Annotated in this window: 24 protein-coding genes and 1 pseudogene; 13 read left to right on the top strand and 12 right to left on the bottom strand. The window is 74.3% G+C overall.

Translation table 11 applies throughout. From position 1 onward, the window contains the following. Positions 1-7 precede the first annotated feature (7 nt). Positions 8-2,338, bottom strand: coding sequence for a hypothetical protein (locus C7Y72_RS21170; RefSeq protein ID WP_107571204.1), 2,331 nt, complete (start codon positions 2,336-2,338; stop codon positions 8-10). Positions 2,339-2,520: 182 nt separating this feature from the next. After that, on the bottom strand, positions 2,521-2,799 hold the full coding sequence (locus C7Y72_RS24055; protein ID WP_233243953.1) for an HU family DNA-binding protein: 279 nt from the start codon (positions 2,797-2,799) through the stop codon (positions 2,521-2,523). A gap of 220 nt (positions 2,800-3,019) precedes the next feature. Between C7Y72_RS24055 and C7Y72_RS21160 the strand changes: the two genes are divergently transcribed. The 3 genes from C7Y72_RS21160 (at position 3,020) to C7Y72_RS21150 (ending at position 4,260) form a co-directional block, all read left to right on the top strand. Next, positions 3,020-3,409 carry an ATP-binding protein gene (locus C7Y72_RS21160; RefSeq protein WP_107571203.1) on the top strand — a complete coding sequence of 130 codons (390 nt, stop codon included), beginning with the start codon at positions 3,020-3,022 and terminating at the stop codon, positions 3,407-3,409. A gap of 62 nt (positions 3,410-3,471) precedes the next feature. Continuing rightward, complete coding sequence (locus C7Y72_RS21155) at positions 3,472-3,831, top strand: STAS domain-containing protein (RefSeq protein WP_107571202.1); 360 nt, start codon at positions 3,472-3,474, stop codon at positions 3,829-3,831. Between the two features lie 84 nt (positions 3,832-3,915). Continuing rightward, positions 3,916-4,260, top strand: coding sequence for an STAS domain-containing protein (locus C7Y72_RS21150; RefSeq protein WP_107571201.1), 345 nt, complete (start codon positions 3,916-3,918; stop codon positions 4,258-4,260). A gap of 19 nt (positions 4,261-4,279) precedes the next feature. Here C7Y72_RS21150 and C7Y72_RS21145 read toward each other — a convergent pair whose 3' ends face one another. Further along, positions 4,280-6,112, bottom strand: coding sequence for an ATP-binding SpoIIE family protein phosphatase (locus tag C7Y72_RS21145; RefSeq protein ID WP_158276984.1), 1,833 nt, complete (start codon positions 6,110-6,112; stop codon positions 4,280-4,282). Positions 6,113-6,356: 244 nt separating this feature from the next. On the opposite strand from C7Y72_RS21145, the gene C7Y72_RS21140 reads away from it, so the two are divergent. Genes C7Y72_RS21140 through C7Y72_RS21130 form a run of 3 tightly spaced genes read left to right on the top strand, consistent with a single transcriptional unit; the run spans position 6,357 to position 7,405 of the window. Continuing rightward, positions 6,357-6,614, top strand: a complete 258-nt coding sequence (locus C7Y72_RS21140; RefSeq protein WP_107571199.1) for a hypothetical protein — start codon at positions 6,357-6,359, stop codon at positions 6,612-6,614. Further along, positions 6,611-6,955, top strand: a complete 345-nt coding sequence (locus C7Y72_RS21135; protein WP_107571198.1) for an Hpt domain-containing protein — start codon at positions 6,611-6,613, stop codon at positions 6,953-6,955. Before C7Y72_RS21140 ends, C7Y72_RS21135 begins: the two co-directional genes overlap by 4 nt. A gap of 9 nt (positions 6,956-6,964) precedes the next feature. Continuing rightward, positions 6,965-7,405, top strand: a complete 441-nt coding sequence (locus C7Y72_RS21130) for an SRPBCC family protein (protein ID WP_107571197.1) — start codon at positions 6,965-6,967, stop codon at positions 7,403-7,405. Between the two features lie 30 nt (positions 7,406-7,435). On the opposite strand, the gene C7Y72_RS21125 is transcribed toward C7Y72_RS21130, so the two are convergent. Genes C7Y72_RS21125 through C7Y72_RS21075 form a run of 8 tightly spaced genes read right to left on the bottom strand, consistent with a single transcriptional unit; the run spans position 7,436 to position 17,483 of the window. Next, positions 7,436-8,851 carry an MlaD family protein gene (locus C7Y72_RS21125; RefSeq protein WP_107571196.1) on the bottom strand — a complete coding sequence of 472 codons (1,416 nt, stop codon included), beginning with the start codon at positions 8,849-8,851 and terminating at the stop codon, positions 7,436-7,438. Between the two features lie 3 nt (positions 8,852-8,854). Beyond that, on the bottom strand, positions 8,855-10,126 hold the full coding sequence (locus C7Y72_RS21120) for an MlaD family protein (RefSeq protein WP_107571195.1): 1,272 nt from the start codon (positions 10,124-10,126) through the stop codon (positions 8,855-8,857). Beyond that, positions 10,123-11,664 carry an MlaD family protein gene (locus tag C7Y72_RS23615; protein WP_158276983.1) on the bottom strand — a complete coding sequence of 514 codons (1,542 nt, stop codon included), beginning with the start codon at positions 11,662-11,664 and terminating at the stop codon, positions 10,123-10,125. The genes C7Y72_RS21120 and C7Y72_RS23615 overlap by 4 nt, the downstream gene beginning before the upstream one ends. Continuing rightward, positions 11,661-13,094 carry an MlaD family protein gene (locus C7Y72_RS21100; RefSeq protein WP_107571192.1) on the bottom strand — a complete coding sequence of 478 codons (1,434 nt, stop codon included), beginning with the start codon at positions 13,092-13,094 and terminating at the stop codon, positions 11,661-11,663. The genes C7Y72_RS23615 and C7Y72_RS21100 overlap by 4 nt, the downstream gene beginning before the upstream one ends. After that, entirely contained in the window at positions 13,091-14,635 is a 1,545-nt protein-coding gene (locus C7Y72_RS23610; protein ID WP_158276982.1) for an MlaD family protein, read from the bottom strand. The genes C7Y72_RS21100 and C7Y72_RS23610 overlap by 4 nt, the downstream gene beginning before the upstream one ends. Continuing rightward, positions 14,632-15,948: an MlaD family protein gene (locus C7Y72_RS21085; protein ID WP_107571190.1), complete on the bottom strand. Its 1,317-nt coding sequence runs from the start codon at positions 15,946-15,948 to the stop codon at positions 14,632-14,634. The genes C7Y72_RS23610 and C7Y72_RS21085 overlap by 4 nt, the downstream gene beginning before the upstream one ends. Before the next feature lie 9 nt (positions 15,949-15,957). Beyond that, entirely contained in the window at positions 15,958-16,746 is a 789-nt protein-coding gene (locus tag C7Y72_RS21080) for an ABC transporter permease (protein WP_107571189.1), read from the bottom strand. After that, on the bottom strand, positions 16,743-17,483 hold the full coding sequence (locus C7Y72_RS21075) for an MlaE family ABC transporter permease (RefSeq protein WP_107571359.1): 741 nt from the start codon (positions 17,481-17,483) through the stop codon (positions 16,743-16,745). The genes C7Y72_RS21080 and C7Y72_RS21075 overlap by 4 nt, the downstream gene beginning before the upstream one ends. Before the next feature lie 222 nt (positions 17,484-17,705). Between C7Y72_RS21075 and C7Y72_RS21070 the strand changes: the two genes are divergently transcribed. Next, a complete protein-coding gene (locus C7Y72_RS21070) occupies positions 17,706-19,790 on the top strand; it encodes an aminodeoxychorismate synthase component I (RefSeq protein ID WP_158276981.1) in 2,085 nt (694 codons plus the stop codon). Between the two features lie 15 nt (positions 19,791-19,805). Here the strand turns inward: C7Y72_RS21070 and C7Y72_RS21065 are convergent, their stop codons facing one another. Further along, positions 19,806-21,020 (bottom strand): SGNH/GDSL hydrolase family protein, encoded by a 1,215-nt coding sequence (locus C7Y72_RS21065; protein ID WP_107571187.1) that lies wholly within the window; start codon positions 21,018-21,020, stop codon positions 19,806-19,808. A gap of 118 nt (positions 21,021-21,138) precedes the next feature. Between C7Y72_RS21065 and C7Y72_RS21060 the strand changes: the two genes are divergently transcribed. From C7Y72_RS21060 to C7Y72_RS24300, 6 genes and pseudogenes are all read left to right on the top strand, one after another. Beyond that, on the top strand, positions 21,139-22,437 hold the full coding sequence (locus tag C7Y72_RS21060) for a D-arabinono-1,4-lactone oxidase (protein ID WP_107571186.1): 1,299 nt from the start codon (positions 21,139-21,141) through the stop codon (positions 22,435-22,437). Then, positions 22,434-23,450 carry a 1-aminocyclopropane-1-carboxylate deaminase/D-cysteine desulfhydrase gene (locus tag C7Y72_RS21055; RefSeq protein ID WP_233243952.1) on the top strand — a complete coding sequence of 339 codons (1,017 nt, stop codon included), beginning with the start codon at positions 22,434-22,436 and terminating at the stop codon, positions 23,448-23,450. Before C7Y72_RS21060 ends, C7Y72_RS21055 begins: the two co-directional genes overlap by 4 nt. Before the next feature lie 146 nt (positions 23,451-23,596). After that, positions 23,597-24,247: a DUF4158 domain-containing protein gene (locus C7Y72_RS21050; RefSeq protein WP_107571185.1), complete on the top strand. Its 651-nt coding sequence runs from the start codon at positions 23,597-23,599 to the stop codon at positions 24,245-24,247. A gap of 61 nt (positions 24,248-24,308) precedes the next feature. Continuing rightward, positions 24,309-24,815, top strand: a complete 507-nt coding sequence (locus tag C7Y72_RS24050) for a transposase (RefSeq protein ID WP_158276980.1) — start codon at positions 24,309-24,311, stop codon at positions 24,813-24,815. 73 nt (positions 24,816-24,888) lie between these two features. Then, positions 24,889-25,311: pseudogene (locus tag C7Y72_RS24305) on the top strand (transposase); the annotation flags it as partial. A gap of 38 nt (positions 25,312-25,349) precedes the next feature. After that, positions 25,350-25,571 (top strand): integrase core domain-containing protein, encoded by a 222-nt coding sequence (locus tag C7Y72_RS24300; protein WP_431844380.1) that lies wholly within the window; start codon positions 25,350-25,352, stop codon positions 25,569-25,571. Positions 25,572-25,731: the final 160 nt, after the last annotated feature.

Below are 25,731 nucleotides of genomic sequence, written 5' to 3'. Positions count from 1 at the left end.
ACGGGGACTACTTCTTCACGGCGCACGTGGTGTACGTGCGGGTGCGGGTGATCGTCCGGGTCTTGCCGGTCTTCAGGTTGCGGACCTTGATCCGCAGCGTGACCTTGACCTTCTTCTTCGTGGTCGAGCGCAGGTCGACGGTGGTCGTGTAGCGACCGGTCTTCGCGTTGCGCTTGGCCGCCTTGGCCTTCTTCCCGGCCACCGTCACGGTGCCGCCGAGGACGCGGTGGCCCTTGACCTTGTCGAGGCGGATCGTGAAGTTCCGGCGGCTGGCGCAGGACTTCGTGTTCGCGGCAGCGACAGCGCGGACGGCCGGCTTGGCGTCCGTCGGGCAGATGCCGGGCGGGCAGACCCAGATCTCCGAGTGCGGCTTGTAGAAGCCCGCGTCGGGGTTGCCGGGCCAGTTGCGGCGGTTGAAGTTGACGCCCAGGGCGCCGGTCTTCTCGTCCCGCCAGGCGTCGTCGTAGGAGAGCTTGCCCTCCGGCGAGACGTCCACCGCGTAGAGGCGGTGGTCACCGTCGACGCCCGTCCGCGACACGAAGTAGTTCGAGAACGTGAGACGCCACGGGACGCCGTTCTGGTCGATCGAGTGGTTGTCGAAGGCCGCCCAGTGCGGGCCGCCGGACGTCACGTCGTTGACCTTCAGCGCGTCGACGAACTTCGGGCAGTCGGCGACGACCTCGCCCTTGGCGAGCTTGTTGAACACCTGGATGCCCGTGAGGTTCAGGCGCTTGATGCCCCGCGACAGGTCGCACTCGACGGTGCCGTCCTGCGCGGACTCGATCACCGGCGAGATGTCGATGTCGTAGATGAGCTTGGCCTGGCCCTGGTCGAAGTAGTTGTCCGACGCGGGGTTGCGGCCCTGGACGGCCCGGAACAGCAGCTTGTTGTTCGGGGTCACCTGGTGCCACGCACCGCCGGCGCAGCCGCCGGGCTCGTCGGAGAACTTCTGGTTGCCGCCGTCACCGCTGCGGATGATCGACAGACCGTCGTTCCAGACCTGCACGACCTGGTCGGAGAAGTCGCCCTTCGCCTTGGTGATGTCCGGGACGAAGAACACGCCGCCACCGCACATCGAGCCCGCGAAGAAGCCCTTGGAGTCGATGCCGCCGTACTTCTTCCTGGCGTCGGGGTAGGTCTTGGCGTTCTCCATGATCCCGTACTGCTCGTGCGCGCGGTTGGCGGGCTCGAGCGGGCCGTCCGGCACGTTGGCGACGCCCTTGAGCACCGGCGAGCCGGCCTTCGAGGTGTCCCACGAGCGGATCGTCGGGCGGAACGCGTACTTGTCGACCGTCTTGACCGGGTCGAGCACGATCTCGCGCGGCTCGGCGTAGTCGGAGGTCAGGCCCCAGCCGAGGTCGTTGCGGATCTGGATGCCGTGCGGGTTGGCGCAGGTGCCCAGCGGGCGGGCCTCGCGGACCGAGCAGGGCTCCGGGACGCCACCGGCATTGCCGGAGAGCACGCCGCCGATGTTGCCGGCGGAGACCGCGGACTCGACGACGACGCCCTTCTCCTTGTCGGGCTTGAACGTGACGAGCTGGCCCGGGGAGCCGCCGAAGTTCGCGAGCGGACCGCCCATGAGCGTCAGCAGGAAGCGGCCGTCGGGCCCCTTCTCGTACGCGTCGGCGATCGTGCCGCCCGGGTACTCCGTGGGCGCGATCTCGTTGAGCAGCTTGAGGTTCGGGATGTCGTCGGCGCCGAGGACGTGCGTGGTGCCGATGAACAGCGAGCCGGCGAGGATCGGGTCCCCGTCCTCCCACTCGTACTGCATGTGGTGCGCCTCGTTCTCCAGGCCCCAGGGCAGCGGGAGCTGGACGAAGTTGACGACCCTGCCGTAATCGGGGTTCTCCGACCCGTCGAGGTTGATCTTGCGGGTGTCGATGACCTGGAAGCCGTCGAGGCCCGGCAGGAACTGCGGGTTGAGCAGGTCGGCGAGGCCCTGCGGGTTGACCGTCGCGTTGGTGACGAGCTTGCTGATGACGTCGGCGTGGACGTCGGCCACGTTCTGCTTGGACGACCAGACGACGTTGTAGGTCGGCTTGGCCAGCGGGCTGGGCTGCTTGCCCTTGCCCTGCTCGAACGCGGCCTGCGCGGCCTTCCACTCGGCCACGGCCTTGTCGCGGCGCTCGATGGCGCCGGGGATCGTGTTGTTCTTGACCTGGCCGATGTTCGTGGCGTTGCCGAGGGTGTTGGCGAGCCACTGGGGGTTAATCGGCAGATCGTTGTCGCCGGTCAGCTGCGAGGACGCAGTCGACGGGACGAGGACGCCGGCGGCGAGGACGGCGGCGGCAGCCGCGGCCCATCGTCTCCCGCGTCGTGCGGGGATGTTCCCTGCCATGTGCGAACGTCTCCTGGGGGTTCCGAGATGTGGTGAAGCGGTCCCTCCCAGGACCGCGGGCGCAAACTCTACAAAACATGTCGAGTTTGTGTTGTTTTAGCCGGTCGGAACGTCCGGAAACGCGACGGGGCCGCCACGCACGACGGCGTGACGGCCCCGCGGAACCGCGGTACGACGGGGGACTAGCGCCCGTTGACCGCGTCCTTCAGCGCCTTGGCGGCCGTGAACTTCGGCGCCTTGGAGGCCTTGATCTGGATCTTCTCGCCGGTGGCCGGGTTGACACCCGTGCGGGCACCACGCTCGGCGACGGTGAACTTCCCGAAGCCGGCGATGTTGACCTCGCCACCGCGGGCCAGCGTCTCGGACAGGATCGCGGTCAGGCCGTCGACCGCCGCCTTGGCGTCGCCCGCACCCAGGTCGGTCTTCTCCGCCAGGTGCTGCGCGAGCTCAGTCTTGTTCACGTTTCTTCCTCCTGCTGATGGGTTCCCTGCGCCAGATTGGTGCCCAGGGTGTGTGCGTGGAAATCCCGTCTGGCCGGGACCGGTGGAGCACCCTAGACCGTTCCGCGGACGGACCACGTCCCGGAAAGGCAGGCGCCATCGGCACTTTCGCGGGTTTGGGGCCGCTCGCAGGGGGAATCCCGAGGGTGTGCAACGACCCGTCGGCGACCACGATCTCGAGATGCGGCTCCGTGCCGTGCCCGAGAACGTGCCGGTCGTGCGCCACGCGCTCGGCGGCATGGCCGCCACCCGCGGCGCCGACAAGCGCACCCGCGGCGCGATCGCCCTGGCGGTCACGGAGGCGGTCGCGAACGTCGTCGTGCACGCCTACACGGACCACACGGACAGCGTCGGCCTCATGGAGGTCCACGCGACCGCCGACGCCGACGAGATCGACGTCGTCATCCGCGACGAGGGCGGCGGGCTGCGCCCGGACTCTCCCGGGGCGGGCCTCGGCGCCGGCCTGCGGCTGATCGGCGCGATGGCCCAGCGGTTCGACATCACCCGCCGGGACGGCGCGACCGAGGTCCACATGGCGTTCAGCCTGCATCCGGCGCAGCTCGCGGCATGAGCGCGCAGCCCGCCGACACCCGGTTTGCCCCTGCCGCCCCTCGGGTAGGTCGGGGCGGTCCGATGTTCGACTTCGCCCTCCGCTCCGAGGTGCTCCCCGACGACGTCCACGTGCTCGCCGTGGCCGGGGAGATCGACCTCTTCACCGCTCCCGACCTCAAGCACGCGGCCGCCGAGGCGATCGAGGGCGGCGCCCGCCGCATCGTCATCGACCTCACCGACACGCGCTTCCTGGACTCCACCGGTCTCGGCGTGCTGATCGGCATCGCCAAGCGCGTCCGGCCCGCCGGCGGTGACGTCGCGATCGTCAACACGGAGCCCACGACCGCGAGCACGTTCGCGATCACCGGGCTTGACGGGGTGCTGTCGGTCGTCCCCACGCGCGACCTCGCGCTCGAGCAGCTGCGCGCCACGCAGGCCTGAGCGCCGTCACCGGCGCGGACCGCCGACCGTCCGGGTCCCCGCTATGCTCGCCCGGCGGGCACCGGACGCCCGCGCGCTCGACCGATGTCCCTGCCGCCGCACGAACCGCCCCCGTTCTCCCTCGAGCAGCGCCGCGCCCAGGACGGAAGTCGCGTCGTCACCGTCCGCGGCGAGATCGACCTCGCGACCGCCCCGGAGGTGCAGCAGGCCCTCGGCGCCCGCCAGGACGGGGAGACCGCCCTCGTGCTCGACCTGCTCGGCACGTCGTTCCTGGACTCCTCGGGGATCCGCGTGCTCGTCGAGGCGCACCGTCACGGGGCCGCGCAGGGCGTCCCGTTCCGCGTCGCCGGGTCGCGCCCGGTCCGCGAGCTGCTCGAGACCACGGGCGTCGCCGCGCACCTCGAGCTCGTCGACGCGCCGCCCGCCTAGGGGCCCGCGCGCCGGGCGCTCAGCGGTCGAGCTCGAACCAGACCCGCGTGCCGCCGTCGCGGTCGACGCCCCAGCGGGAGGCCAGGCGCGCGACGAGCGCGAGCCCGTAGCCGCCCTCGGTGGGCTCCTCGACCGGCGCGTCGAGGTCGCGGTCGGGAGGCAGGAAGCCGCTCCCCGGGTCGACGACGATCGCCCGGACCGCGCGCGTGTCGCAGCCGAGCGTCAGCTCCGTCGGCCCCCGCCCCCCGTGGCGGACCGCGTTGGACGCCAGCTCGCTGACGAGCAGCCGCACGTCCGCGAGCTCCGCGTCGGTCAGCCGCGGGCCGAGGTGCGCCTCGACCGCGCGCCGGGCCGCCGCGACCGAGCTCGGCGTGCCGTCGAGCACGAGCTGCAGGTCGTCGGGCCCGAGCGGCCGCGGGCGCGGCGGCGTCGCGGCCGGCCCCGGCCCGACGACCACGGCGACGACCGCGGTGTCGTCGCGCTGCGTGCCCACCGTGTGGCCGTCGATCGCCGCCCGGACGCGGTCGAGCACCGCGTCGGCGGACGCCGGACGCAGCCCCTCCAGGGCGGCGTGCAGGCGCTCCTCCCCCAGGCGCCCGTCGGCGCCGACCGCGTCGGTCACGCCGTCGGTGCGCAGCACGAGCGCGTCGCCCTCGCGCAGCCCGACCTCCTCCACCCGCCAGCGCGGATCCGGGAACGCGCCGGGCAGCGACCCGGGGTGCCCGACCGGCCGGACCGCCCCGTCGCGCACGAGCAGCACGGGCGGGTGCCCCGCCAGGAGCACCTCGGCGCGTCGGCGGGCGTCGCAGAGCCGCAGGTGCACGAGCGCGACCGAGCACAGCGACAGCTCCTCCCGGCGCCCGAGGAGCGCGTCGAGCCGCGCGACCGCCTGCAGCGCCGAGCCCGTCTGGGTGGCCGCCGCCTCCAGGGCGCCGCGCGCCAGCGCCGTCACGGACGCGGCCGCCGCGCCCTTGCCGGTGACGTCGCCGATGACCAGCAGCCAGCCGTCCTGCAGCGGGTAGGCGTCGTAGAAGTCGCCACCGACCTGCGTCGCGGCCCCGACCGCCCGGTAGTAGGCGCCGACCTGCGCGCCGGGGATGTCCGGCACCTCGGGCGGGCGCAGGCTGTGCTGGAGCGCCTGGGCGACGTGCCGCTGCTCGGCCTCCGCGGCGGTCAGCTGGCCGACGAGGCGGGCGTTCTCGATCACGAGCGCGGCGCGGGCGGCGAGCGCCCGGCCGAACCGCTGGTCGGCGCGGCCGAAGCGCGCGCGGCGGCCGCCGCGCACGAGCTCGAGCGTGCCGACGTGCCTCCCGGCGGCCGACAGCGGCAGCACGAGCGTCGGCCCCGGGTCGTCGGGGCTCCGGCCGCGCTCCACCACCGTGCGGGTCGTGCCGGTCGTCGCGGTCTCCACGAGCGTGACGCGCGCGAGGTCGGCGTAGGACGGGGCGAGCGCCTCGAGCAGCACGCCCGCCGCCGACTGGGGGCCGTCCCCGGGCCGGGCGTCGCCGACCGCCGCCAGCAGCGCGAGCCGCGCGACGTCCTCCTCGAGGCGCATCCGCGCCTGCGACGCGAAGCCGGCGAGCACGCAGACCGCGGTCACGGTCGCCGCCCGGACGACGTTGGAGGCCTCCAGGAACGTGCCGTCGACCGCGCCCCCGAGGAGGATCAGCACGACCGCGATCGCCCCCAGCGCGAACGTCGCGCGCGGGCCGCCGAGCAGGGCCATCACGAGCACCGGGACGCTCGTGACGCCCGTCAGCACCACCGGCGCGTCGATCACCACGTCCGCCGCGAAGACGAGCAGCTGGGCGAGGACGAGCAGGGTGAAGCGCAGGGCGGGGCCGCGGAGCACGGCGCCCATCATCGCGCGTGGTCCGACGCGGCGCACGCGGGAGGGGGCGGGGCGCCGGCGCACCCGCCGGTCCGGGCGCACACCGTTCCGAGGGCCGCCGGCGCCCCGCCCCCTCGGGCGTATCGGCCGGTCGCTCCGTGGTTTCCCGCTCGCCAGGGCGACCAAACCCGCGTCGCCGGACGCAGTTTCCGGCGGGTGGACGCCCGCGGTTGCACCCGGCGCCCCGGCACGGTTGACTCCCCCCATGACCGAGCATCCGATGAGCGGGGTGTCCGACGCCCTGGAGGCCCGCCGCCGCGAGGAGCGGCGCGCGGTCGAGGAGGCCGGCGGCGGCGAGGCCGAGGGCTTCGAGCTCGCCGAGGCGCTGCTCGTGGAGCACGCCAGCCACGGCGACCAGCACACGACCTCGCAGATCGGCCGGCACGCCGGCCGCAGCGACGAGGCCGCCGCGGCCCTGGACCCCGACGTCTACGGCGAGGCCGACCGCGAGCGCCACGCGTGACCCAGGACATCGCCGGGCTCCCGGTCCTCGACGACGGACGCTTCGGCGAGCTCGAGGCGGACTTCGGCCCGGAGGGCGCCCGCGAGATCGTCGACGGCTTCGTGCAGGAGACCGACCGGCAGCTCGGTGCGATCGTGGCCGCCGTCACGGCCGGCACGATCGACGAGACGCTCGTGCGCGAGGCGCACGGCGTGAAGGGCGGGGCGATGCTCGTCGGGGCGACCCGTCTGCAGCAGGCCGCGTACGACCTCGAGCGCACGGCCCGGGCCGGCGTCGATCCCGCGCACGCGGCCGCCGTGCTGCGCGACGCGTGGGCCGCGACCCGCGCCCGCCTGGCGTAGGCTGCGCCTGTGATCACCGGCTCCCGCACGATCGAGATCGCCGCCGACGCGACGGCCGTCTACGAGCACCTCGCCGACGCCGCCGGCTTCCCGGACTGGCAGAGCACCGTCCGCGCCGTGGAGGTCCGCGAGACCGGCCCGGACGGGCGCCCGCTCGCGACCCGTCAGACCATCGACGCGAAGGTCCGCACGGTGTCGGTGAACCTCCGCTACCGCTACGACGCGCCCCGCGCGCTGAGCTGGACCTCCGAGAAGGGCAGCGACGTGAAGAAGCTCGAGGGGAGCTTCACCGTCGAGCCGACCGAGAGCGGCTGCCGCGTGCGCTACGACCTCGCGGTCGACCCGGGCCGCACGCTCGGGCTGCTCGCCCGCGGACCGGTCGTCGACCAGGTCCGCAACCGCGTGCTCGACGGCACGCTGGACGCGCTGGCGCGCGTCTTCGCCCCCTGACGCGCGGCCGGGTCGCCGGCCCCGCACGCGCTACTTCGACAGCGGCTCGACCCGCGGGAACTGCGACGTCCGCCCGTCGACCGTCCACGGCTCGGACTGCAGGCACGGCGCGGCCTGGGCACCGGCCGACTGGGCGTTCGCCGGGTTGGACGTGTGCTTGCAGCTGAACGAGGCCAGCGGCCCGTCGATGATCTTCCCGAGCCCACCGGGCACGTGGTACGGGTTGTAGCGGTTGGTCGGCGAGCGCTTCTCGGCCCCGAGCAGCCCCTCGCTCCAGATCGGGGAGAGCACGCGCAGCGCCCGGTTGGGGCGGCCGCCCGGACCGGGGACCGTGTAGTTCGTCGCGGCCGCCACCGTCGCGGCGCCCGCCACGAGGTCCTCGCGGTAGGCGTCGACGAAGCGGACGACCGGCACGAGGTCGCGCCCGGCGCGGTCGAGCACCCCGACGAGCGGGCGCGCCGCGTCCACGACCCGGGTCAGGGCGGGCAGGCCGCGCCGGGCGGCGGTCACCACGGGGTCGATGCCGCGCGCGAGGCGCTGCAGGCTCGGCCCGAGGCGGATCGCCTCCTGCAGCGACGGGCGCAGCTGCCGAGCGACCGGGCGCAGGGTCCGCAGCGTCGGCGCCGCCTCCCGCGCCGTGTCCTCCACCGCCCCGGAGAAGCTGCGCACGTCGCGCAGGAACCCCGGGAGCTCGCGGATGGTCGCCGTCAGCTGCGCGTTGCGGTCGGCGGTCGCGTCGAGGACCTCGTCGCCGGCGACGACGAGCTCGCGCAGGTCGCCCTCGCGGTCGGCGATCGTCTGCAGGGTCGTCGCCGAGTCGCGGATCAGGGCGCGCAGCGCGGGACGCTGGGCGTCGAGCACGTCCAGGGTGCGGCGCAGGTCGCGCGCCGCCGGGGCGGCGTTGCCGAGGACCGCGCTGATGTCGTCGGCACGGCCGTCGAGCGCGGTGTCGACGTCCCCCAGGAAGTCCTTGAGCGCCTGCCGGGTCGGGGCGTCGAAGCTCGCCAGGACGTCGTCCAGGCCCTCCGCGGCCTGCACGTTGCCGGCCGGGAGCGTGCCGCCGTCGGGGACCGGCGTGCGGCCCTTCGTGCCCGGGGTCAGCTCGATGAACGTCTCCCCCAGCAGCGTCTTCGCCCGGACGATCGCGCGCGCGTCGGCGGGCAGCGGCGCGTAGCGGCGCTCGAGGTCGATCGTCGCCCGGATCCGGGTCCCGACCGGCTCGGTCCGCACGACGCGGCCGACGGGGACGCCCGCGATCCGCACCGACGCGTTGGAGGTCAGCTGCGCGGCGTCGCGGCCGAACAGGACCTGCACCTCGTAGCCCTTGGGCTCCAGCGGCACGGTGCCGCCGAAGCTCTTCCAGACGAACAGCGTGAAGCCGAACACCGAGAGCGCGAAGACGACGGCGATGGCGATCTGCGAGAGGGCTGGCGGTCGGGTTCCCATGGGCTACTTCGGGCAGAAGGGGGCGAGGTCGCCGAGCTGGGACAGCAGCGGCCCGATGCCGTCGAACGCGTAGAGGGTGGCGCAGTCGAACAGCAGCATCCCGCGCCAGGCGGCGCCGTTGGCGTCCTCGTTGCTGATGAACGACATGCCGTTGTGGGCGAACCAGGCGATCCAGAACAGGTAGCCCTCGTCCTTGCCCTCCGGGTTGTGGGCGAGCGTGTTGACGATGTAGTTCAGGCCGCGGAACGCGGTGGTCAGGGACGGCGTGACGGCGCTGAGCGAGCGGGTCGCGGGCGCCAGGTCCCGGGCCAGGGGCTGCGCCTCGCGCACGAGCGGGCGCAGCCGGTCGCGCAGGATCGGGACCGCCTCGCGGACGAGCGGCTCGGCGGCCTTCAGCGCCCCCGGTGCGCGCGCCGCCACGGGCCCGAGGGCGCGGGCGGCCGGCTCGAGCTCGGCGCTGAAGTCCCGTGCGGAGTCCAGCGCGCGCCGCGTGGTGCGCAGGGTCGCGGGGAGCTTGCGCACCGAGGCGCGCAGCGCCCGCTCCTCGGCGGCGAGCGCCGTGACCGTCGCGTTGCCGGACTCGACGAGCTTCGCGAGCTCGACGTCGCGCTCGCCGACGCGGCGGGTGAGGATCGCGAGGTTGCCGACCAGGCGGCGCAGCTGGCGGCGCCGCTCGGCGAGCGCGCCGCTGACGGTCCGCAGGTCCTCGGCCGTCGGCCCGAGCGACGCGAACAGCCGGCGCAGGTCCTCCCCGCGGCCCGCGAGCCCCTCGTCGGAGCCGGCGACGAGCACGTTGAAGAAGCGGCGGGTGTCGAGGTCCAGCGCGTTGGTGAGCTCGTCGCTGTCGATCGGCGGGGACGTCCGCGCGATCGGCACGAGACCGCCGTCGGGGAGCTCCTTCGCGGGCGGTCGGCCCGGGAACAGCTCCATCTGCAGGTCCTTCAGCGGCGAGTTCGGGACCATCGTGGCGAACGCGTTGTCCCAGACCCGCGGGAGCTTGTCGCGCTCGATCTCCAGCGCGACGATCGCGCGCCCGTTGCGCAACTCGACGCCCTTGATCATGCCGACGCGCACCCCGGCGACGTTCGCGGGCTGGCCGAGTCCGGGGGCCAGCCCGGGGACGGTCGCCATCTCGACCTTGACCGTGTACGTGTCGCGGAACGGCAGGCTGAGCCGCTGGTTCACGAGGATGTAGCCGGCGCACACCGCGGCGATCGCCATCAGCACGCCGATCGCGATCAGCCAGCGGCCGTAGCGCTCCAGCTGGCGCCTCATCGTCCCGCCTCCCGCCGCGTCTGCGCGGCCCGGCGCAGCCGCTGCTCGGTGCGCCGCAGCTGGGTCGGCGTCGCGCGGCGCGTGGCGCGACGGGCGGCCGCGGCCCGGCGCAGCTCGGCCCCGGTGGCGGACCGCGCGGTCATCGCCGTCGGCGCGGAGGCGGGGGCGCGCAGGTCGGGCGCGGGCTGGTCGCGGCAGGGCAGGTCCGGGCGGAACGGCGGGAACTTCCCGGGCCCGTTCCAGCGCGGCCGCACGCCCTGGATCGGCTCCGGCCCGACACCCAGCAGCGGCCCGAGACCGGGGATGTCCCCGCTGCCGATGACCTGGTCGCCGATGCCCGCGAGGTAGCGGACCTGGTGGCCGTTGCCGTCGAAGGTCGACGCCGCGCTGTTGAGGCCGACCATCGCGTGCACGAGGTCCTGCCACAGCGGCCGGCCCGAGCTGAGGGCGCCGTCGTCGAGCTTCGTCTCGAGCACCGGCGTGACGCGCTCGCGGACGCAGTCGCTGACCGGCGTCACGAGCGGGAACAGGGTCTGCAGCCGGTCGGTCAGCCGCGGCAGCTCGGTGAGGGCGGGCCTCAGGGTGGCGATCAGGCCCGGCAGCTCGGCCGGCCGGGTCGCGCGCTCGAGCTGGTCCAGCAGCCGCACGGTGCCGCGCAGGACGGGCGGCGCGACGCGCAGGCCGGGCCGCAGGTCCTGGGCGAGGCGCCCGGTGGGCGGCAGCGCCCGGTCGATCGCGCGCAGCGCGGGCGGCGCCGTGGCCAGGACGGTGTCGAGCTCGCGGATGCCCTCGCCGAGCGCGCGGCTCTCCGCGGCGAGCGCCCCGGACGTGCGGGCGAAGCCGGTGACGAGGCCGCCGAGCGCGTCCTCGTTGGCGGCCAGCGCGCCGGTGATCCGCGACAGCGAGCGGATCGTCGTCGACAGGTCGTGGGTGCGCTCGCCGCGCGCCGCCTTCGACACGATCGCGATGTCGCGCAGGGCGGGCACGGCGGGCCGGAACGAGCGGCCGAGGTCGCGGGCGCCGCCGTCGGCCAGCGCGGTCCCCGCCTCGTCCAGGACGTCGGCGAGCGCGTCGCGCGAGGGCCGGTCGAACGCGCCGCTGAGGATCTGGTCGAACTGCACCGGCAGCTTCGTCGCGCTCAGCGGGATCGTGCCGCCGTCGCGCATCTCCGGGGCGCTCGGACTGCCGGGACTGAGCTCGACGTAGAAGCCGCCCTCCAGGAACAGGCGCGGGCGGATCCGCAGCTCGGCGTCGGTGTGCACCGGGCGGCCGCGGTCCTTGAACTCCATCGTGATGATCGCGGTCGTCCCGGGCCCGTGGTCGAGGTCGACGACCTTCGCGACGTCCACGCCCGCGATGCGGACCGGGGAGCCCTTGCGCAGCTCGTTGGAGCTGTGCAGGACGGCCTTGACGCGGTACCCCTCGACGAACGGGACGCGCTTGGTGAACGCCCCGTACACGCCCGCGAGGAACAGCACGACCGCGATCGCCCCGAGAACGGGCGTCGGGATCCGGTGGTCCGGTCCGTAGCGCCTCACTTCTCGACCTCCAGCAGGCCGGCCGCGCGCGCCCGGTCGGTCGCCTCCTGCGGGGCGGCGGTCAGCTCGGTGCGGGCGGGCTGCCGGCCCTCGGGGTTGCCGATGTGGCGGCCGGGCCGGTAGGGCTCGTTGCCGGACTCGCACTCGGTCGCGTCGTTGATCGGCCGCGGGTTCGCGTTGAGCGTCGCGGCGGGACCGGCGCTCTGCAGCTGCTGGTCGAGCCCGAGCATGAACAGGGCGTTGAGGCCGGAGCCGTCGGCGTTGCCGTTGGCGACGACCTCGCCGAGGTTGCGCAGGACGATCGCGAGCGTGTTGCAGGTCTGCTGGGCGGGCAGCAGCGTCTGCAGCGTGCCGTCGAGCGTCGAGACGGTCGTGGTGAGCTTGCGGACCGCGGAGGGCGTCGACGGGTCGCGCGAGAGCCGGTCCAGCGCGACGAGCGTCGTACGCAGCCGTCCGGCGAGGTCGGGGACGCGCCGCAGCACGGGGGTGGTGGTGCGCAGCGCCGCGGTCAGGCTGCGCGCGGCGGGGCGCAGCAGCTTCGTGCCGGGACGCAGCGCGGTGCTGATCGCGGCGGCGTCGTCCAGGACGGGACGCGAGACGCGCAGCGCCCGGGTCGCGGCGATCTCGGTGCGCGGCAGCTCGACGATCGCCTGCTCGAGCTGCGGCCCGGCGGCCTCGAGCGCGTCGAGCGTCGTCGCACCGTTCAGCAGCAGCGACACGAACCGCGGCGCGACCGGCTCCAGCGCGCGCGACAGGCCGGACACGCCGCGCACGAGGCCCTCGAGGTCGGTGTCGCGCGCGGCGAGCACGCCGAGCACGCGCTGGGCGGGCGGCAGCAGCTCGCCGGTCTCCGCGATCGCCTCGTTCATCGCGGTGCCGCGGCCCGCGAGCGCGTCCCCGAGCACGGTGATCGTGCCGCGGATGCCGCGCGAGGTCTCGTCGTCGAAGACGTTGAACGCCTCGTCGAGCTCGACGATCGGCTGCGCCTGCTGCAGCGGGATCTCGCCGCCCGCGGGGATGCCGCGCGCCGAGCGGCCGGGGATGACGTCGAGGTACTTCGCGCCGAGGATCGACCGCGGGCGCACGCGGACCTCGGAGTCGACCGGCAGGCCCTCCTGGTCCTTCTGCAGCTCGAGGTCGAGCTTCGCGCGCGCGGGCAGCCGGCCGTCGGCGGGCAGCGCCTCGATCTTCTTGATGATCCCGATGCGCGCGCCGCCGATCCGGACCTCGCTGCCCCCCGCGGTGAGCTCGGCGGCGTCCGGCACGATCGCCGAGATCTGGTAGGCGGGGACGTACGGCAGGCCCTTGTTGGCGTTGTAGGACAGCAGCACGCCGATGATCGTGACGATGAGGATCATCGACCCGACGAGGATCGGGTTGCCGAACAGGTCGCCCGGGCTGAACGTCGTGTTGGAGGGCTTGCGGGTCATCCCAGCAGGTAGTCCAGGAGGCTCTCGGTGGTCTGCTGGTCGGTCCCGCCGCCGGACCCGGACCCCTTGCCGCCGCCGAGGATGCCCGGGAGCAGCTCGGGCAGCTTCTCGAGACCGGGCACCTGGATCGGCGGCAGGCCGGGCAGCTCGATCGCGGGCGTCGTGGGCTTCGGGGTCGCGGTCGGCTGCGGGGCCGCGGGCGCGGCGGCGGGGGCCTCGCCGGTCTGCGGGCGCGCGGCGGGCCGGCGGGCGCCGTCGCGCGTCGGCGCGGTCTTCGCGGCACGCTGCGGCGTGGTGGTCGTGTACGTCGCGCGGCACGCCTCGGTCGGCGTGGTGGCGAAGAACGCGCAGCTGTTGAAGAACGCGTGCGCGGGCGCGATGTGGCCGTAGGAGTCGTAGCGCCCGGTGAAGCCGACGGCGTTGTACGCGTACTTCGCGAGGAACTCGGTGGCGCCGCGCTCGCGCAGGTTCGTCACGAGGCTCGCGAGCTGCGTGCCGGTCGGTCCGGCGGCGGCCGCGAACGTCCGCAGCAGCCGCACGACGGGCCGGGCGCTGCGGACGGCCGTGCGACCGGTCACCGCGGTCTGCCCGAGCGCGCGCAGCGCGGGCCGCCCGGCCGCGGCCGCGGGGGCGATCTGGTCGAGCAGCCGCACGAGCTCGGGCGCGGTCGTGCGCGCCTCGCGCAGCAGCGGCGTCGTCTCACGCGCGAAGGTCTCGAAGCGGCGGACGGTCGGCTCGGTCTCGTCCAGCAGCGCGGGCAGGCGGCGGATGCCCTCCTGCAGCTCGCTGCGACGGTTCGCGGTCCGCTGCGTCACCGCCGCGGCCCGGTCGACGAAGTCGCCGACGCGCTCCGGCCGCCGGGCGAGGTCGGCGACGACGCGGTCGGTCGCCGAGACCGCGTCCTGCAGGTCGCGACGGTCGCGGTCGAGCCGGTCGAGCACCTGGCGCAGCAGCCCGAGCGTCGGGTTCGCGCGGCGCAGCACGTCGTTGACGTCGGTGCCCCGGCCGGCGAGCCCGAGCCCGAGCGAGCTGACGACGATCGAGAACCGCTGCCGGACCGGGAGGTCGAAGATGTTGAAGAGGTCGGTGAACGCCACCGGCACCTTCGTGCGCGTGACCGGGACCGTCGGGACCCCGTCCTCCTCGCCGAGCTCGCGGCCGTCCGGAGAGCCGGGGTCGCACTGCACGAACCGCTCGCTGATCAGGCCCTCGGGCTGGATGTCGCAGGCGGCGTCGCTGCGGAACGGCGCGAAGCGGCCGTCGACCGACATCTCGATCCGCGCGCGGTAGTCGTCGGTGAGCGTGACGTCGTCGACCGTCCCCACGCGCGCGCCGGCGATCTTCACGACCTGTCCCGGGATGATCCCCTTGGCGGTGTCGAAGATCGCGTTGACGCGGTACTGCGCCCCGTCCGCCGCTCCCGAGCGGGCGGGACCGAGCGCGAGCGCGACGCCGACGGCGGCGAGCGCCGCGAGCAGCCCGAGGGCGAGCAGGCGCCGCGGGCCCGTGCCGGCCGCGATCGTGCGGGCGAGCGCGCTCACGGCCGGCTGCTCCGGGGGTCGCAGATCGACTCGTCGGGCACGTACGGGCTCGAGCCGTCCGGGGCGGCGTCGGCGGCCGCGCCCGGGCAGCGGGCGGTGACGCCGGAGCGCACGCCGGGCGCCCCCATCCCGGGACCGGGGCTCAGCAGGCCGGTGAGCGTCGGCCCGCCGGTCGCGAAGCCGATGCGGGCGAAGTGCCCGTTGGCGTCGTAGCTCGTGGCGGCCTGCCCGCCGAGGCCGTTGAAGAGGCCGAGCACGAGGTCGGGGGTGTACGGGCGCAGGCCGGTGAAGATCGGGGCGGCGCCGCGGACCGCGGTGGTCGTCGAGTCGACCGCGGGGACGGCGACGGACGCGAGCGCGGGCGCGGCGCGCAGCACGGTGCGCAGCGACGGCAGCAGCGCGGTGAGGTCGTCGAGGACCGGGCGGGCCTGGCGCGCGGTGCCGGGCAGCTCGCGCAGGACGTCGGCGAGCGGGGCGGCGGCGGGGCGCAGGTCGCGCAGCGCGGGCCGCACCTGGCGCAGCGTGCGGTCGGTCGTGGCGAAGGTGCGGCGCGCCTGACGCAGGACGGCGGGCGCGCGGGTCAGCGCGTCCTGCAGCGCGCCGCGCTCGTCGGCGATCGACCGCAGCGCCCGCGCCGTGGTCGTGATGCCGGCGCCGACGTCGTCGCGGCGGTTGGCGAGGACCTTCGTGACGGCGGCGCCCGTGGTGACGAGCCGCCCGACCGCCGCCGTGTCGAACGCGAGCTCCTCGGCGAGCGCGCGGCCCTGGCCGACGGCGGGGTTCAGGTACTGCGTGGCGCGGTTGGCGTCCCCGGCGGCGGTGCCCTCGAAGATCTCGCTGCCGTCCTTGATGATGTTCTGGAGCTTGCCGCGGGTCTTCGCGTCGAGCGCGTTGAGGAGCGTGTCGAGGTCGACGACCGGCCGCGTCTCGTCCTGGGAGAGGACGCCGCCGTCCGGGATCGCCTCGCCGCTCGACGGGCCGGGGTCGAGCTCGAGGTAGCGGTTGGCGACGCCGGAGAGGCCCACGAGGCGGATCTGCGCGACGGTGCCGCGGTGCAGCGGCTTGACCCCGTCGTCGGTGAGCGTGAGCGTCAGCTCGGCCTGGTTGTCGTCGGTCAGGTCGATGTCGGTGACCTTGCCGACGGGCCGCCCGGCGACCTGCACGAGGTTGCCCTTGACGAGCTGGCCGGCGTCGACGAAGCGGGCCTTGACGACGTAGTCGCCGCTGCCGCCGAGCAGGACGACCGCGGCGACCGCGAGGGCGATGACGAGCGCCGCGACCGCGGCGATGCGCTGGGTGGGCAGGCCCCGCACGCGTCCGCGCTACCCGCCGATCGGGGCTCGAGGGTTGCCGCCCCAGAACACCTGCGTGCCGAGCATCCCGATGATGTGGATGCCGAAGATGTTCATGACCATCGACTTCGCGGTCGCGCGGCCGACGCCGACGGGTCCCCCGGTGACGTTGTAGCCGTAGTAGACGCCGACGAGGACGACGAAGGTCGCCATCAGCATCCCCTTGATCGCCGAGTACAGGAGGTCGACGGGGTTCTGGAACTGCCAGAAGATCTGGAAGTAGCCGCCGGCCGACACCTCGGCGATCTGCTCGACGACCGCGATGTACGAGCCGAGGAACCCGGCGGCCACCGCGATGATGTAGACGAACGGCAGCACGAGCCACATCCCGAGCAGGCGGGTGGCGCAGAGGTAGAGCATCGAGTCGAAGCCCATGACCTCGAGCGCGTCGATCTCGTCGGAGATCCGCATCGAGCCGAGCTCGGCGACCATGCCCGTGCCGACCTTCGCGGCCATCATGTAGCCGAACGCGTACGGGGTGACCTCGCGCAGGTCGCACAGCGCGGTGAACGCGCCGACCGTCGACGGCGACCCGACCGCGCGGGTGCCGTAGACGCCCTCGATGCCGCACTGCAGCCCGAGGATGAAGACGAGCCCGAGGACGATCAGCACCGAGCCGACGACGAGGATCCCGGCCTGCCGCAGCGCCTCGCCGAAGAAGCGCATGACCTTCAGCGAGTAGACGTCGCCCATCACGCGGCCGGCGAACCGCAGCCAGACGCCGAACGGCAGGAAGATCCGGTCGTTGAGGGTCCTCATCGGACGGCCGACAGCTCCGGGTGGGTGGCCAGCAGCGTCTGCGTGAAGACGTAGTTGAACGCGCCGATGCCGAGGAACGCGATGACGACCGCCTCGTTGACCGCGCGGCCGACGCCCTCGGGGCCGCCCTTGGCGGTGAGGCCCTTGTAGCAGCAGACGATCGCGATGATCGCCCCGAACAGCGTCGTCTTCAGCAGCGAGCCCCAGAGCTCGGTCGTCGTCGCGTTCGTGAAGTACGTGGCGAAGAACGCGCCGACCGGGGCGCCGTTGGAGAGCGTCACGAGGACGCCGCCGAAGGTGCCGAAGATCAGCGCGTAGACGTTGAACATGCCGGTCGCGAGCATCAGCGCGAGGAAGCGCGGCACGACGAGGTTCTTGATCGGGTCGACGCCGAGCACCTGGAGCGCGTCGAGCTCCTCGCGGATCTTGCGGGCGCCGAGGTCGGCGCACATCGCGGTGCCGGCGACGCCCGCCATGACGATCGCGCAGACCAGCGGCGCGAACTCGCGCACGACGGCGAGGACGAACAGCCCGCCGAGCCGGTCGAGCGCCCCGAACAGGTTGAGGAAGTTCGCGGCCTGGATGCCGGACGGCCCGTAGGTGAACGCGATCGACGCGACGATCATCGGGAACCAGCAGAGCCGCAGCGCGAACAGGAACTGCGAGACGAACTCGCCGCCGTAGGGGTAGGGCGGGCGGACCGCCGAGACGATCGTCTTGCCCGTGAGGATGCCCATCGAGCCGATCGTCTCGATGAACTCCCGCAGGGGCAGGAACGCGCGATCAGCTAGGCCGCGCACCATGAACGCTTCTCTCCCACATCCCTCTCCCGCGCCCCCGCCCTCGGGTCGAGGGCGGGCTCCGTGGCGCGCGGCGAGCCTAGCCGACGAGACTCTGGCCACGCAACCAGTACCGGCGCGGTCCGCCGCCGGCCCGCGCGGCGCGGCATGATGCCCGGCGTGTCCCCCGGTCCCGCCGCGACGGCGCAGCTCCTGGTCGCCCCGCTCGGCGTCGCCCTGGAAACCTGGCGGTCGCCGCTGCTGCTGCGCGGCCGGACCGGCGCCACCGCCCTGCTCGGCTCGTGGGCGGGCGGGTCCCGCGCGGTGCTCGCGCCCGGCCCGCCGCTGCGGGTCGCCGTCGACGCGCCCGAGCCGTTCGCCGCCCTGGACGACCTGCCCGCCGTCACGGCCGCCGGCGACGCCCCGGCCGGTGCGGTGGGCGGCGGCTGGTTCGGCCTGCTCGGCTACCCGCTCGGCCGCGCGCTGGAGCCGGTCGGCGGCCCGCCGCCGCGACCGGTCCCGCTGCCCGGGGCGGCGCTCGCCTACCACGATCACGTGCTGCGCCAGGACGCGGCCGGCGACTGGTGGTTCGAGGCGCTCGTCACCCCCGACCGCGAGCCGGCGCTGCAGGAGCGCCTCGCGGACCTGCGCGCGCGAGCGGCCGCCCTGGTCGCCCAGGACGAGGGGCCCCGCCCGGTCCGCACCGGCACCTGGCGGGCCACCCCGTCGGCGGCCGGGCACGCCGCCGCGGTCGCCGCCTGCGTCGAGCGGATCCGCCACGGCGACCTCTTCCAGGCGAACCTCTGCCAGCGGCTCGACGGCCGGCTGGAGGGCGACGCGCTCGACGTGTTCGTGCGCGCGTGGGCGGCGCTGCGCCCCGCCAAGGCCGCCTACGTCCAGGGGCCGTGGGGCGTCGTCGCCTCGCTCTCCCCCGAGCTGTACCTGGAGCGCCACGGCCGCAGCGTCCTGAGCTCCCCGATCAAGGGGACGCGGCCGCGCGGGCCCGACCCGGTCGCCGACGAGGAGGCCCGGGAGGAGCTCGAGAGCGCGGAGAAGGACCGGGCCGAGCACGTGATGATCGTCGACCTCGTCCGCAACGACCTCGGGCGCGTGTGCGCGACCGGGACGGTGCGGGTGAGCGCGCTCGCGCAGCCGCGCGAGGCCCCGGGCGTGTGGCACCTCGTCTCCGACGTGCGCGGCGAGCTGCCCGCCGGCGTCGGCGACGCGGAGCTCGTCCGCGCGACCTTCCCGCCCGGCTCGGTGACCGGCGCCCCGAAGGTCGCGGCGATGCAGGTGATCCACGAGCTGGAGAGCACCGGGCGCGAGGCCTACACCGGGGCGATCGGGCTCGCCGGCCCGCTCGCGGGGCTCGACCTGAACGTCGCGATCCGGACGTTCGAGGCGCGCGGCGAGCGGATCTGGCTGGGGGTCGGCGGCGGCATCGTCGCCGACTCGACCGGGGCCGGCGAGGCGACCGAGGCCGCCGACAAGGCCGCGCCGCTGCTCGCGGCGATCGGGTCGCCGCCGTTCGCGGCCGACGCGACGCCCGCCCCGCCCCCGGGCGCGGGGATCGCGCCCGACCGGCGCGCGCCCGTGCCGCTGCCGCGGCCCGAGCCGGGACGCGGCGTGTTCGAGACGATCCTCGTCCGCGACGGGACCGCGGTCGACCTCGACGAGCACCTCGCGCGCCTGACCGCCAGCACGCTCGAGCTCTACGGGGACGCCGTGGCGTTCCGGCCACTGGTCGCCGCGGCCCGCGCCGCGATCGCGACCGCGGGGCTCACCGCCGGCGAGGCCCGGCTGCGGATCGACGTCGTGCCCGGCCTGACCGGCCGGCTCGCCTCCCACGCGGTCTGCACGCCGCTGCCGCCCGCCGCGCCCTCCCCGGTCGTGCTCGGTCCGGTCGTCGTGCCCGGCGGGTTCGGCCCGCACAAGTGGGCCGACCGGCGGCTGTGGGACGCGCTCGCCGAACGCGACCCCGGGTCGCTGCCGCTCGCCGTCGACCTCGACGGCCTCGTGCTCGAGGCCGCGCGCTCCAGCGTGCTCGCGCGCCTGGCCGACGGCAGCTGGGTGACGCCGCCGCTGGACGGGCGGATCCTGCCCGGCATCGCCCGCGCCCGCTCGATCCGCCAGCTGCAGGAGATCGGCGAGGCGATCGCCGAGCGTCCGCTGCCGCTCGGCGAGCTGCGCGACGCCGCGGAGATCCTGATCGTCAACGCCCTCCGCGGCGCCGAGCCGGCCGTGCTCGGCCCGGCCCGGGACTGACGGGCCGGCGCGGGCTCAGCCGAGCGCCATCCGCGGCTCGCCGGCCAGCAGCCCGTTCGCGGCGCGGGTGCACCGGCCCGAGCGCGGCGTCCCGCCGTTGTAGGCGAGCCGGACGCAGGCGCGCAGCGCGAGCTGGCCCCAGTAGTTGGGGTGCAGCGACTCCTGGATGAAGTAGTTCGAGTTGATCGTCGACACCGTGCGGATCTGGTTGACCCACTCGGTCTGGTCCACCGCGCCGGGGGACGCCCAGCTCGCCAGGCCCCGCTCCTCGACCAGCCCGACGGTGTTCTCGCACAGCCGGCGGCCGTTGAACGCGCTCGACACGTCGAGCGTCCGGAGGTTGCTCAGGCCCGCGTCGGCCGCGCCGCCGAAGACGGCGCCGTTGATGGTCGGCAGGGCCGTGGCGTTGGCCCAGTTCGCGTCCGCGTTCCAGAACCCGCAGCCGCCGGTGGACTGGCGCCCGTAGCCGCTCTCCCCGTAGCGGAAGCCGCTGCCCGCCGGGATCGGCGAGCCGTAGTTCTGCACGAGGATCGTGTACTGCGAGGCGCTGTAGCCGGCGTTGCTCATCGCGGTGCGGAGGTTCAGCAGCGCGTTGCGGATCTTCAACCGCTGGGCGGCGACGTTCGCGGCGGTGAAGTTCGCGGTGACCGACGAGTCGTCGTTGCAGTAGTCCTTCCACCAGGTCGGCGAGGTCGCCCAGTTCGTGACGCAGGTCTGGACGATCGAGGCGAAGTCGAAGTCGTTGCCGCCGATCGAGACGACGACGAGCTTCACGTTGTCGGCCTGCGCGGTCTCCTGGAGCATCCGCGCCTGCCCCTTGCTCGCTCCCGAGAGGAAGAAGTCCAGGCCGGGCTTGAAGCGTCCGTCGCCGTCGGTGTAGGTGGCCGTGCGCGCCCCCGAGCAGGCGAGGTTGACCCCGCGCACGCCGCCGCCGATGAACGCCTCGGCGCTCTCGGACCGGTGGCAGCGGTCGATCTGCTCCCCGGTCCTCGTGGCGTTGTCCCAGTAGGCGTCGGCGCCGAGCGCGTCGTGCCGGCTCTCGCTCGCGTTGGAGTTGCCCGCCCAGCGGCCCGCCTCGCCGGAGATGTAGGAGTCGCCGACCGTCACGACGGTCGGGGTGCCGACCCCGGGGGCGGCGAGCGCCGACGGGGCGGCCGCGGCGGGACCGGCGAGCGCGAGGGCGACGGCGGCGAGGGCGGCACGGCGGCGCGTGCGGACGACCTGGGACATGCGGGCTCTCCTGGGACGGGCCGCCCCCGACCCGGGGGGCGGCGGACGGGCGCGAGCCTAGAGCGGGCGCGACGGCGCGCGCAAGGCCGGTTCACCGGCCGGATACGCTGGGCGGCGGATGTCCGAGACGTGGACGAGCTGGTCGCAGGAGCACACCTGCCGCCCCGCGGTGCTGGCCCGGCCGACCTCGGTGGCCGAGGTGCAGCGGCTCGTGCGGGAGGCGGCGGCCGCCGGGCGCGTCGTGCGGGTCGCGGGCGCGGGCCACTCCTTCACGCCGTGCGTGGTCACGGACGGGACGCTCCTGTCGCTGGAGCGGATGAGCCGCGTGCTCGACGTCGACCGCGAGGCGGGCCTCGTGCGCGTCGAGGCCGGGATCACCCTGAACGCGTGCAGCGAGGCGCTCGCCGCCCACGGCCTGGCGTTCGAGAACCTCGGGGACATCGACGTGCAGTCGATCGCCGGGGCGACCGCGACCGGGACGCACGGGACCGGCGCCCGGCTGCGCAACCTCTCCAGCGCGCTGCACGCGATCGAGCTCGTCCGCGGGGACGGCGAGGTCGTCGAGCTCGACGAGGCGTCGGACCCCGACGGCTGGCGGGCGGCGCGCGTGTCGCTCGGCGCGCTGGGCGTCGTGACCGCGGTGACGGTGCGTGTCGTGCCCGCGTTCACGCTGCGCGGGGTCGACACGCCGATGCCGCTGGCCGAGGTCCTCCCCCGGCTCGACGAGCTCGCCGACGGCAGCGAGCACTTCGAGTTCTTCACCTTCCCGCACAGCCCGCTCGCGCTCACGCGGACGAACACGCGGACCACCGAGCCGCCCCGGCCCCGGTCGCGGGCCGCCGCGTTCGTGCAGGACGAGCTGCTCGTCAACCGCGCGTTCGGGGTCGCCAACCGGGTCGCGCGGGCGCGGCCGTCGTGGATCCCGGCGATCAACCGGCTGGTCTCGCGCGCGTCGGGCACCAGCGTGCGCGTGGACCGCAGCGACCGGATCTTCGCCTCGCCGCGCAGCGTCCGCTTCACCGAGATGGAGTACGCGATCCCGCGCGAGCACGGCCGCACGGCGCTGGAGCGTGTGCGCGCGCTGGTGCAGGACGGCGGCCACGCGGTGTCGTTCCCGTTCGAGGTCCGCTTCGTCGCCGGCGACGACGCGTTCCTCTCCCCCGCCGGCGGCCGGGACACCTGCTACATCGCGTCGCACGTCTTCGAGGGCATGCCGTGGGAGCCGTTCCTGCGCGGCGTCGAGGGGATCATGCGCGAGCTCGACGGCCGCCCCCACTGGGGCAAGCGCCACTTCCGCACCGCGGAGGACCTGCGCCCGGTCTACCCGGACTTCGACCGCTTCCTCGCCGTGCGGGACCGGCTCGACCCCGGGCGCGTGTTCACGAACCCGTACGTCGCCCAGGTGCTCGGCCCGTGAACGCGACCGGACCGCACCTGCACGACCGCTTCCCCGAGCTGGCCGGCGGTCCGCTGCCGCACGTGCGGCTCGGGTCCGCGCCGACCGCGGTGCGGCGCCTCGACGGCCTGGCGGCGGGTGGCGCGGAGGTCTGGATCAAGGACGAGGGCGCCTACGGGGACGGTGGCTGGGGCGGCAACAAGGTCCGCAAGCTCGAGTGGCTGCTGCCCGACGCGCTGCGCCGCGGCCGCGACACCGTCGTGACGTTCGGGGCGCTGGGAACCAACCACGGCCTGGCGACCGCCCTCTACGCCCGCGACCTCGGGCTGCGCGCCGCGGTCCTCGTCGTCGAGCAGCCGCTGGACGAGCACGTCGAGCGCCAGTTCGGGCTGCTGTGCCGGTCGGGGGCGTCCGTCTACCGGACCGGCACGAAGGCCCGCACCGCCGCGGCCCTGCCGGTCGTGCTCGCCCACCACGCGGCGGCCTCCGGCGGCCGGCGCCCGTACGTGTTCCCGGCCGGGGGCTCCTCGCCGGTCGGCGTGCTCGGCACCGTCGAGGCGGCGCTGGAGCTGGCCGCCCAGGTCCGTGCCGGGGAGCTGCCCGAGCCCTCGCACGTCGTCTGCGCGGTCGGCACGGGCGGCACGGCGGCGGGGTTCGCGCTCGGCTTCGCGCTCGCCGGGCTGCGGACCCGCGTCCACGCCGTCGTCGTGAACGACACGCTGCGCCTGGACGAGCCGCAGATGCTGCGGCTCGCGCGGCGCACAAGCGCGCTGCTGCGCCGTCGCGGCGCGCGGCTCGGGCCGCTGCTGCTCGGCCGCGGCCACGTGGTCGTCGACCGCAGCGAGCTCGGCCCCGGCTACGGCGTCGGCACGGAGGCCGCCGGGAACGCGATCGCGATCGGCGGCGAGCACGGCGTGCACCTGGACCCGGTCTACACCGGCAAGGCGTTCGCGGCGCTGCTCGCGTCGGCGCGCCGCGGCCGCTACGGGCGCGGCCCGGTCGTGCTGCTGCGCACGCACGGCCCGCGGCCCTGACGGGCCGGCGGCGTCGGCCCAGTACTAACGATCGTGCATTCTGGTGCCATTTCGTCGGCGCCTGAACTCTGATCCGGCTCCCGGTCGCCAGTATCGGCGAGGTGTCCGATCTTGGTGGCCTTGACGAGCTTGTTGCGACGTGAACGTTGCTGGAGGCGGAGCGCGAGCTCGTCGACGGCAAGTACGAGGGCACGCGGCTCGGTTACGCGCTGCAGCTGAAGTTCTTCCTCGCTCACGGCCGGTTTCCGGACGGCCGCGAGGAGTTCGACTCCGAGATCGTGGAGTTCGTAGCGCGTCAGGTTGACGCGACGGCTTCGCAGCTTGACGAGTACGCGTGGTCGGGCCGCTCGGCGAAGCGACACCGCAGCGAGATCCGTGCGCATCTCGGGTTCCGGGAGTGCTCGGCGAGCGACGTGGAGCGGCTGGCGGGCTGGCTCGCGGTGAGCGTGTGCGAGGCCGAACGGGAACCTTCTCGCGTGCGTGACGAGCTGGCGGGCCGGATGCTGGCAGAGTCGATCGAGCCGCCCTCGAGGAAACAGGTCGACCGTCTGGTTCGGTCCGCACTGCATCGCTCGGAGAACTCGCTCTGTTCGCGGATCACCACGCGAATCGGGCCTGACGCCGAGGATCGTCTCGACGCGTTGCTCGGCGGCACGGATGACGGCGACGGTGTGTTCTCGCTGATCCGTTCGGCCCCGGGGAATGTCAGCTTGAGCACGTTGCTGACGGAGATCTCGAAGCTGCGGGCGGTCCGTGGTGGGTCTTGGCGTGGACCCCGAGATCGTGTTGACACCTGAGCTGTGAGGAATGAGCCCCCGGACGGGGTCGTCACGAAGGCGAGGCCGTAGGCCGAGCCGAGTGGCGATCCCGTCCGGCGCACCTCGCAGCATGGCCGCCCGACACCCCTCCGAGGAGGACCTGATGGGCGAGACCCGCAAGTACCGGAAGTTCACCGCGCAGCAAAAGACCGAGCTCGTGCTCGCGTCGCTGCGGGGCCAGAAGACGATCGCGGAGCTGTGCCGCGAGCACGACATCTCCGAGACGCTGCTGCGCCGTTGGCGTGAGCAGTTCCTCGCGGCCGGCGCGCAGCGTCTGTCGGCCAAGGCTGAGCGCACCGAGCTGGACGAGCTGCGTTCGCAGGTGTCCAAGCTCGAACGCGCGCTCGGGCGCAAGACGATGGAGGTCGAGGTCGCACCCCGTTCGGGGCACAGGCGGGGGAACTCTTGCGGGGATCGGAGTGAGCATGCGCGTCGCCCGTTCCCGCGAGTTCGTCGCGCAAGGCCGCCCCGCCGCCCTGGTCGCGAGGGTCGCGCAGATCAGCCGGCAGGCGATCTACCGACGGCCGACCCGACCGCCGAAAGGTGAGCGCCGGCCGCTGGACGAGGTCGACCGCGCGGTGCTCGAGGTCGCGCGGGAGAACCCGACCGACGGCACCCGCATGGTCGCTGCTCTGACGGCGCAGCGCCTGAACGAGCAGCCGGTCAATCGCAAGCGGGTGCAGCGGCTGATGCGTGAGCACCGGTTGCTGCAGCCCAAGCGCTCCGAGGGCCGCCGCAAGCGCCCGGGCTACTTCGAGGTCACCCGCCCAGACGAGCTCTGGCACCTGGACATGACCTCGATCTGGGTCGCCGAGCACGGCTGGACCTACCTCAACGCGATGATCGACTGCTGCACCCGGGAGATCACCGGCTGGGCCTTGGACGTTCGCTGTCGCGCCGACGAGGCGATCGCCGTCATCGACGCCGCCGTCGCCACCCGGGGCGTTCCCGCGGGAACGCTCACGCTCGGCACGGACAACGGGACCGCGTTCACGAGCAAGCGGTTCCGCGCGCGGCTCGCGCAGCACGAGATCACGCACCGCCGTGGCGGCTACCGCGACCCGGAGTCCCAGGCGTTCACCTGTGCCCCGCATGGGGTATCGAGTCCTGGTTCGGCAAGCTCAAGCTCCGCTGCGTCTGGCGCGAGGAGTTCGAGACCCTCGACGAAGCCCGAGCGAAGATCGGCGCCTACATCGAGGCCTACCACCACCGGCCCCACTCCGGGCTCGCCTACAAGACGCCGGCGCAGGTCGCCGGCACCTGGCAGGATCACGACAACCAGCTATCCCAGCGGCCTAAGTGACAACACGCACGGGGTCCACGCCACTTCCCCGACGAGCAAGCCGCCACCAAACTCATCTACCTCGCGATCACGCGAGCCGAAACGAAATGGAGTTCCCCCGCTTTGATGGACATCTGATGGCTGTGCCGTTTGGCGCAGCGGGAAGGATGTTCAGACGTGC

Origin of the sequence: Paraconexibacter algicola, assembly GCF_003044185.1 — a bacterium.
Taxonomy (GTDB): domain Bacteria; phylum Actinomycetota; class Thermoleophilia; order Solirubrobacterales; family Solirubrobacteraceae; genus Paraconexibacter; species Paraconexibacter algicola.
The sequence above is the reverse complement of the archived record's forward strand: the minus strand, read 5'-3'. Positions and strand labels throughout refer to the sequence as shown.

Excerpts from the sequence above, each read along its gene's own strand:
- C7Y72_RS21160 (WP_107571203.1), top strand. The coding sequence starts at position 3,020 with ATGCGGCTCCGTGCCGTGCCCGAGAACGTGCCGGTCGTGCGCCACGCG.
- C7Y72_RS21080 (WP_107571189.1), bottom strand. The coding sequence starts at position 16,746 with ATGAGGACCCTCAACGACCGGATCTTCCTGCCGTTCGGCGTCTGGCTG.
- C7Y72_RS21155 (WP_107571202.1), top strand. The coding sequence starts at position 3,472 with ATGTTCGACTTCGCCCTCCGCTCCGAGGTGCTCCCCGACGACGTCCAC.
- C7Y72_RS21125 (WP_107571196.1), bottom strand. The coding sequence starts at position 8,851 with ATGGGAACCCGACCGCCAGCCCTCTCGCAGATCGCCATCGCCGTCGTC.
- C7Y72_RS21150 (WP_107571201.1), top strand. The coding sequence starts at position 3,916 with ATGTCCCTGCCGCCGCACGAACCGCCCCCGTTCTCCCTCGAGCAGCGC.
- C7Y72_RS21060 (WP_107571186.1), top strand. The coding sequence starts at position 21,139 with ATGTCCGAGACGTGGACGAGCTGGTCGCAGGAGCACACCTGCCGCCCC.
- C7Y72_RS21065 (WP_107571187.1), bottom strand. The coding sequence starts at position 21,020 with ATGTCCCAGGTCGTCCGCACGCGCCGCCGTGCCGCCCTCGCCGCCGTC.
- C7Y72_RS21140 (WP_107571199.1), top strand. The coding sequence starts at position 6,357 with ATGACCGAGCATCCGATGAGCGGGGTGTCCGACGCCCTGGAGGCCCGC.
- C7Y72_RS21170 (WP_107571204.1), bottom strand. The coding sequence starts at position 2,338 with ATGGCAGGGAACATCCCCGCACGACGCGGGAGACGATGGGCCGCGGCT.
- C7Y72_RS21075 (WP_107571359.1), bottom strand. The coding sequence starts at position 17,483 with ATGGGCATCCTCACGGGCAAGACGATCGTCTCGGCGGTCCGCCCGCCC.
- C7Y72_RS21100 (WP_107571192.1), bottom strand. The coding sequence starts at position 13,094 with ATGACCCGCAAGCCCTCCAACACGACGTTCAGCCCGGGCGACCTGTTC.
- C7Y72_RS21120 (WP_107571195.1), bottom strand. The coding sequence starts at position 10,126 with ATGAGGCGCCAGCTGGAGCGCTACGGCCGCTGGCTGATCGCGATCGGC.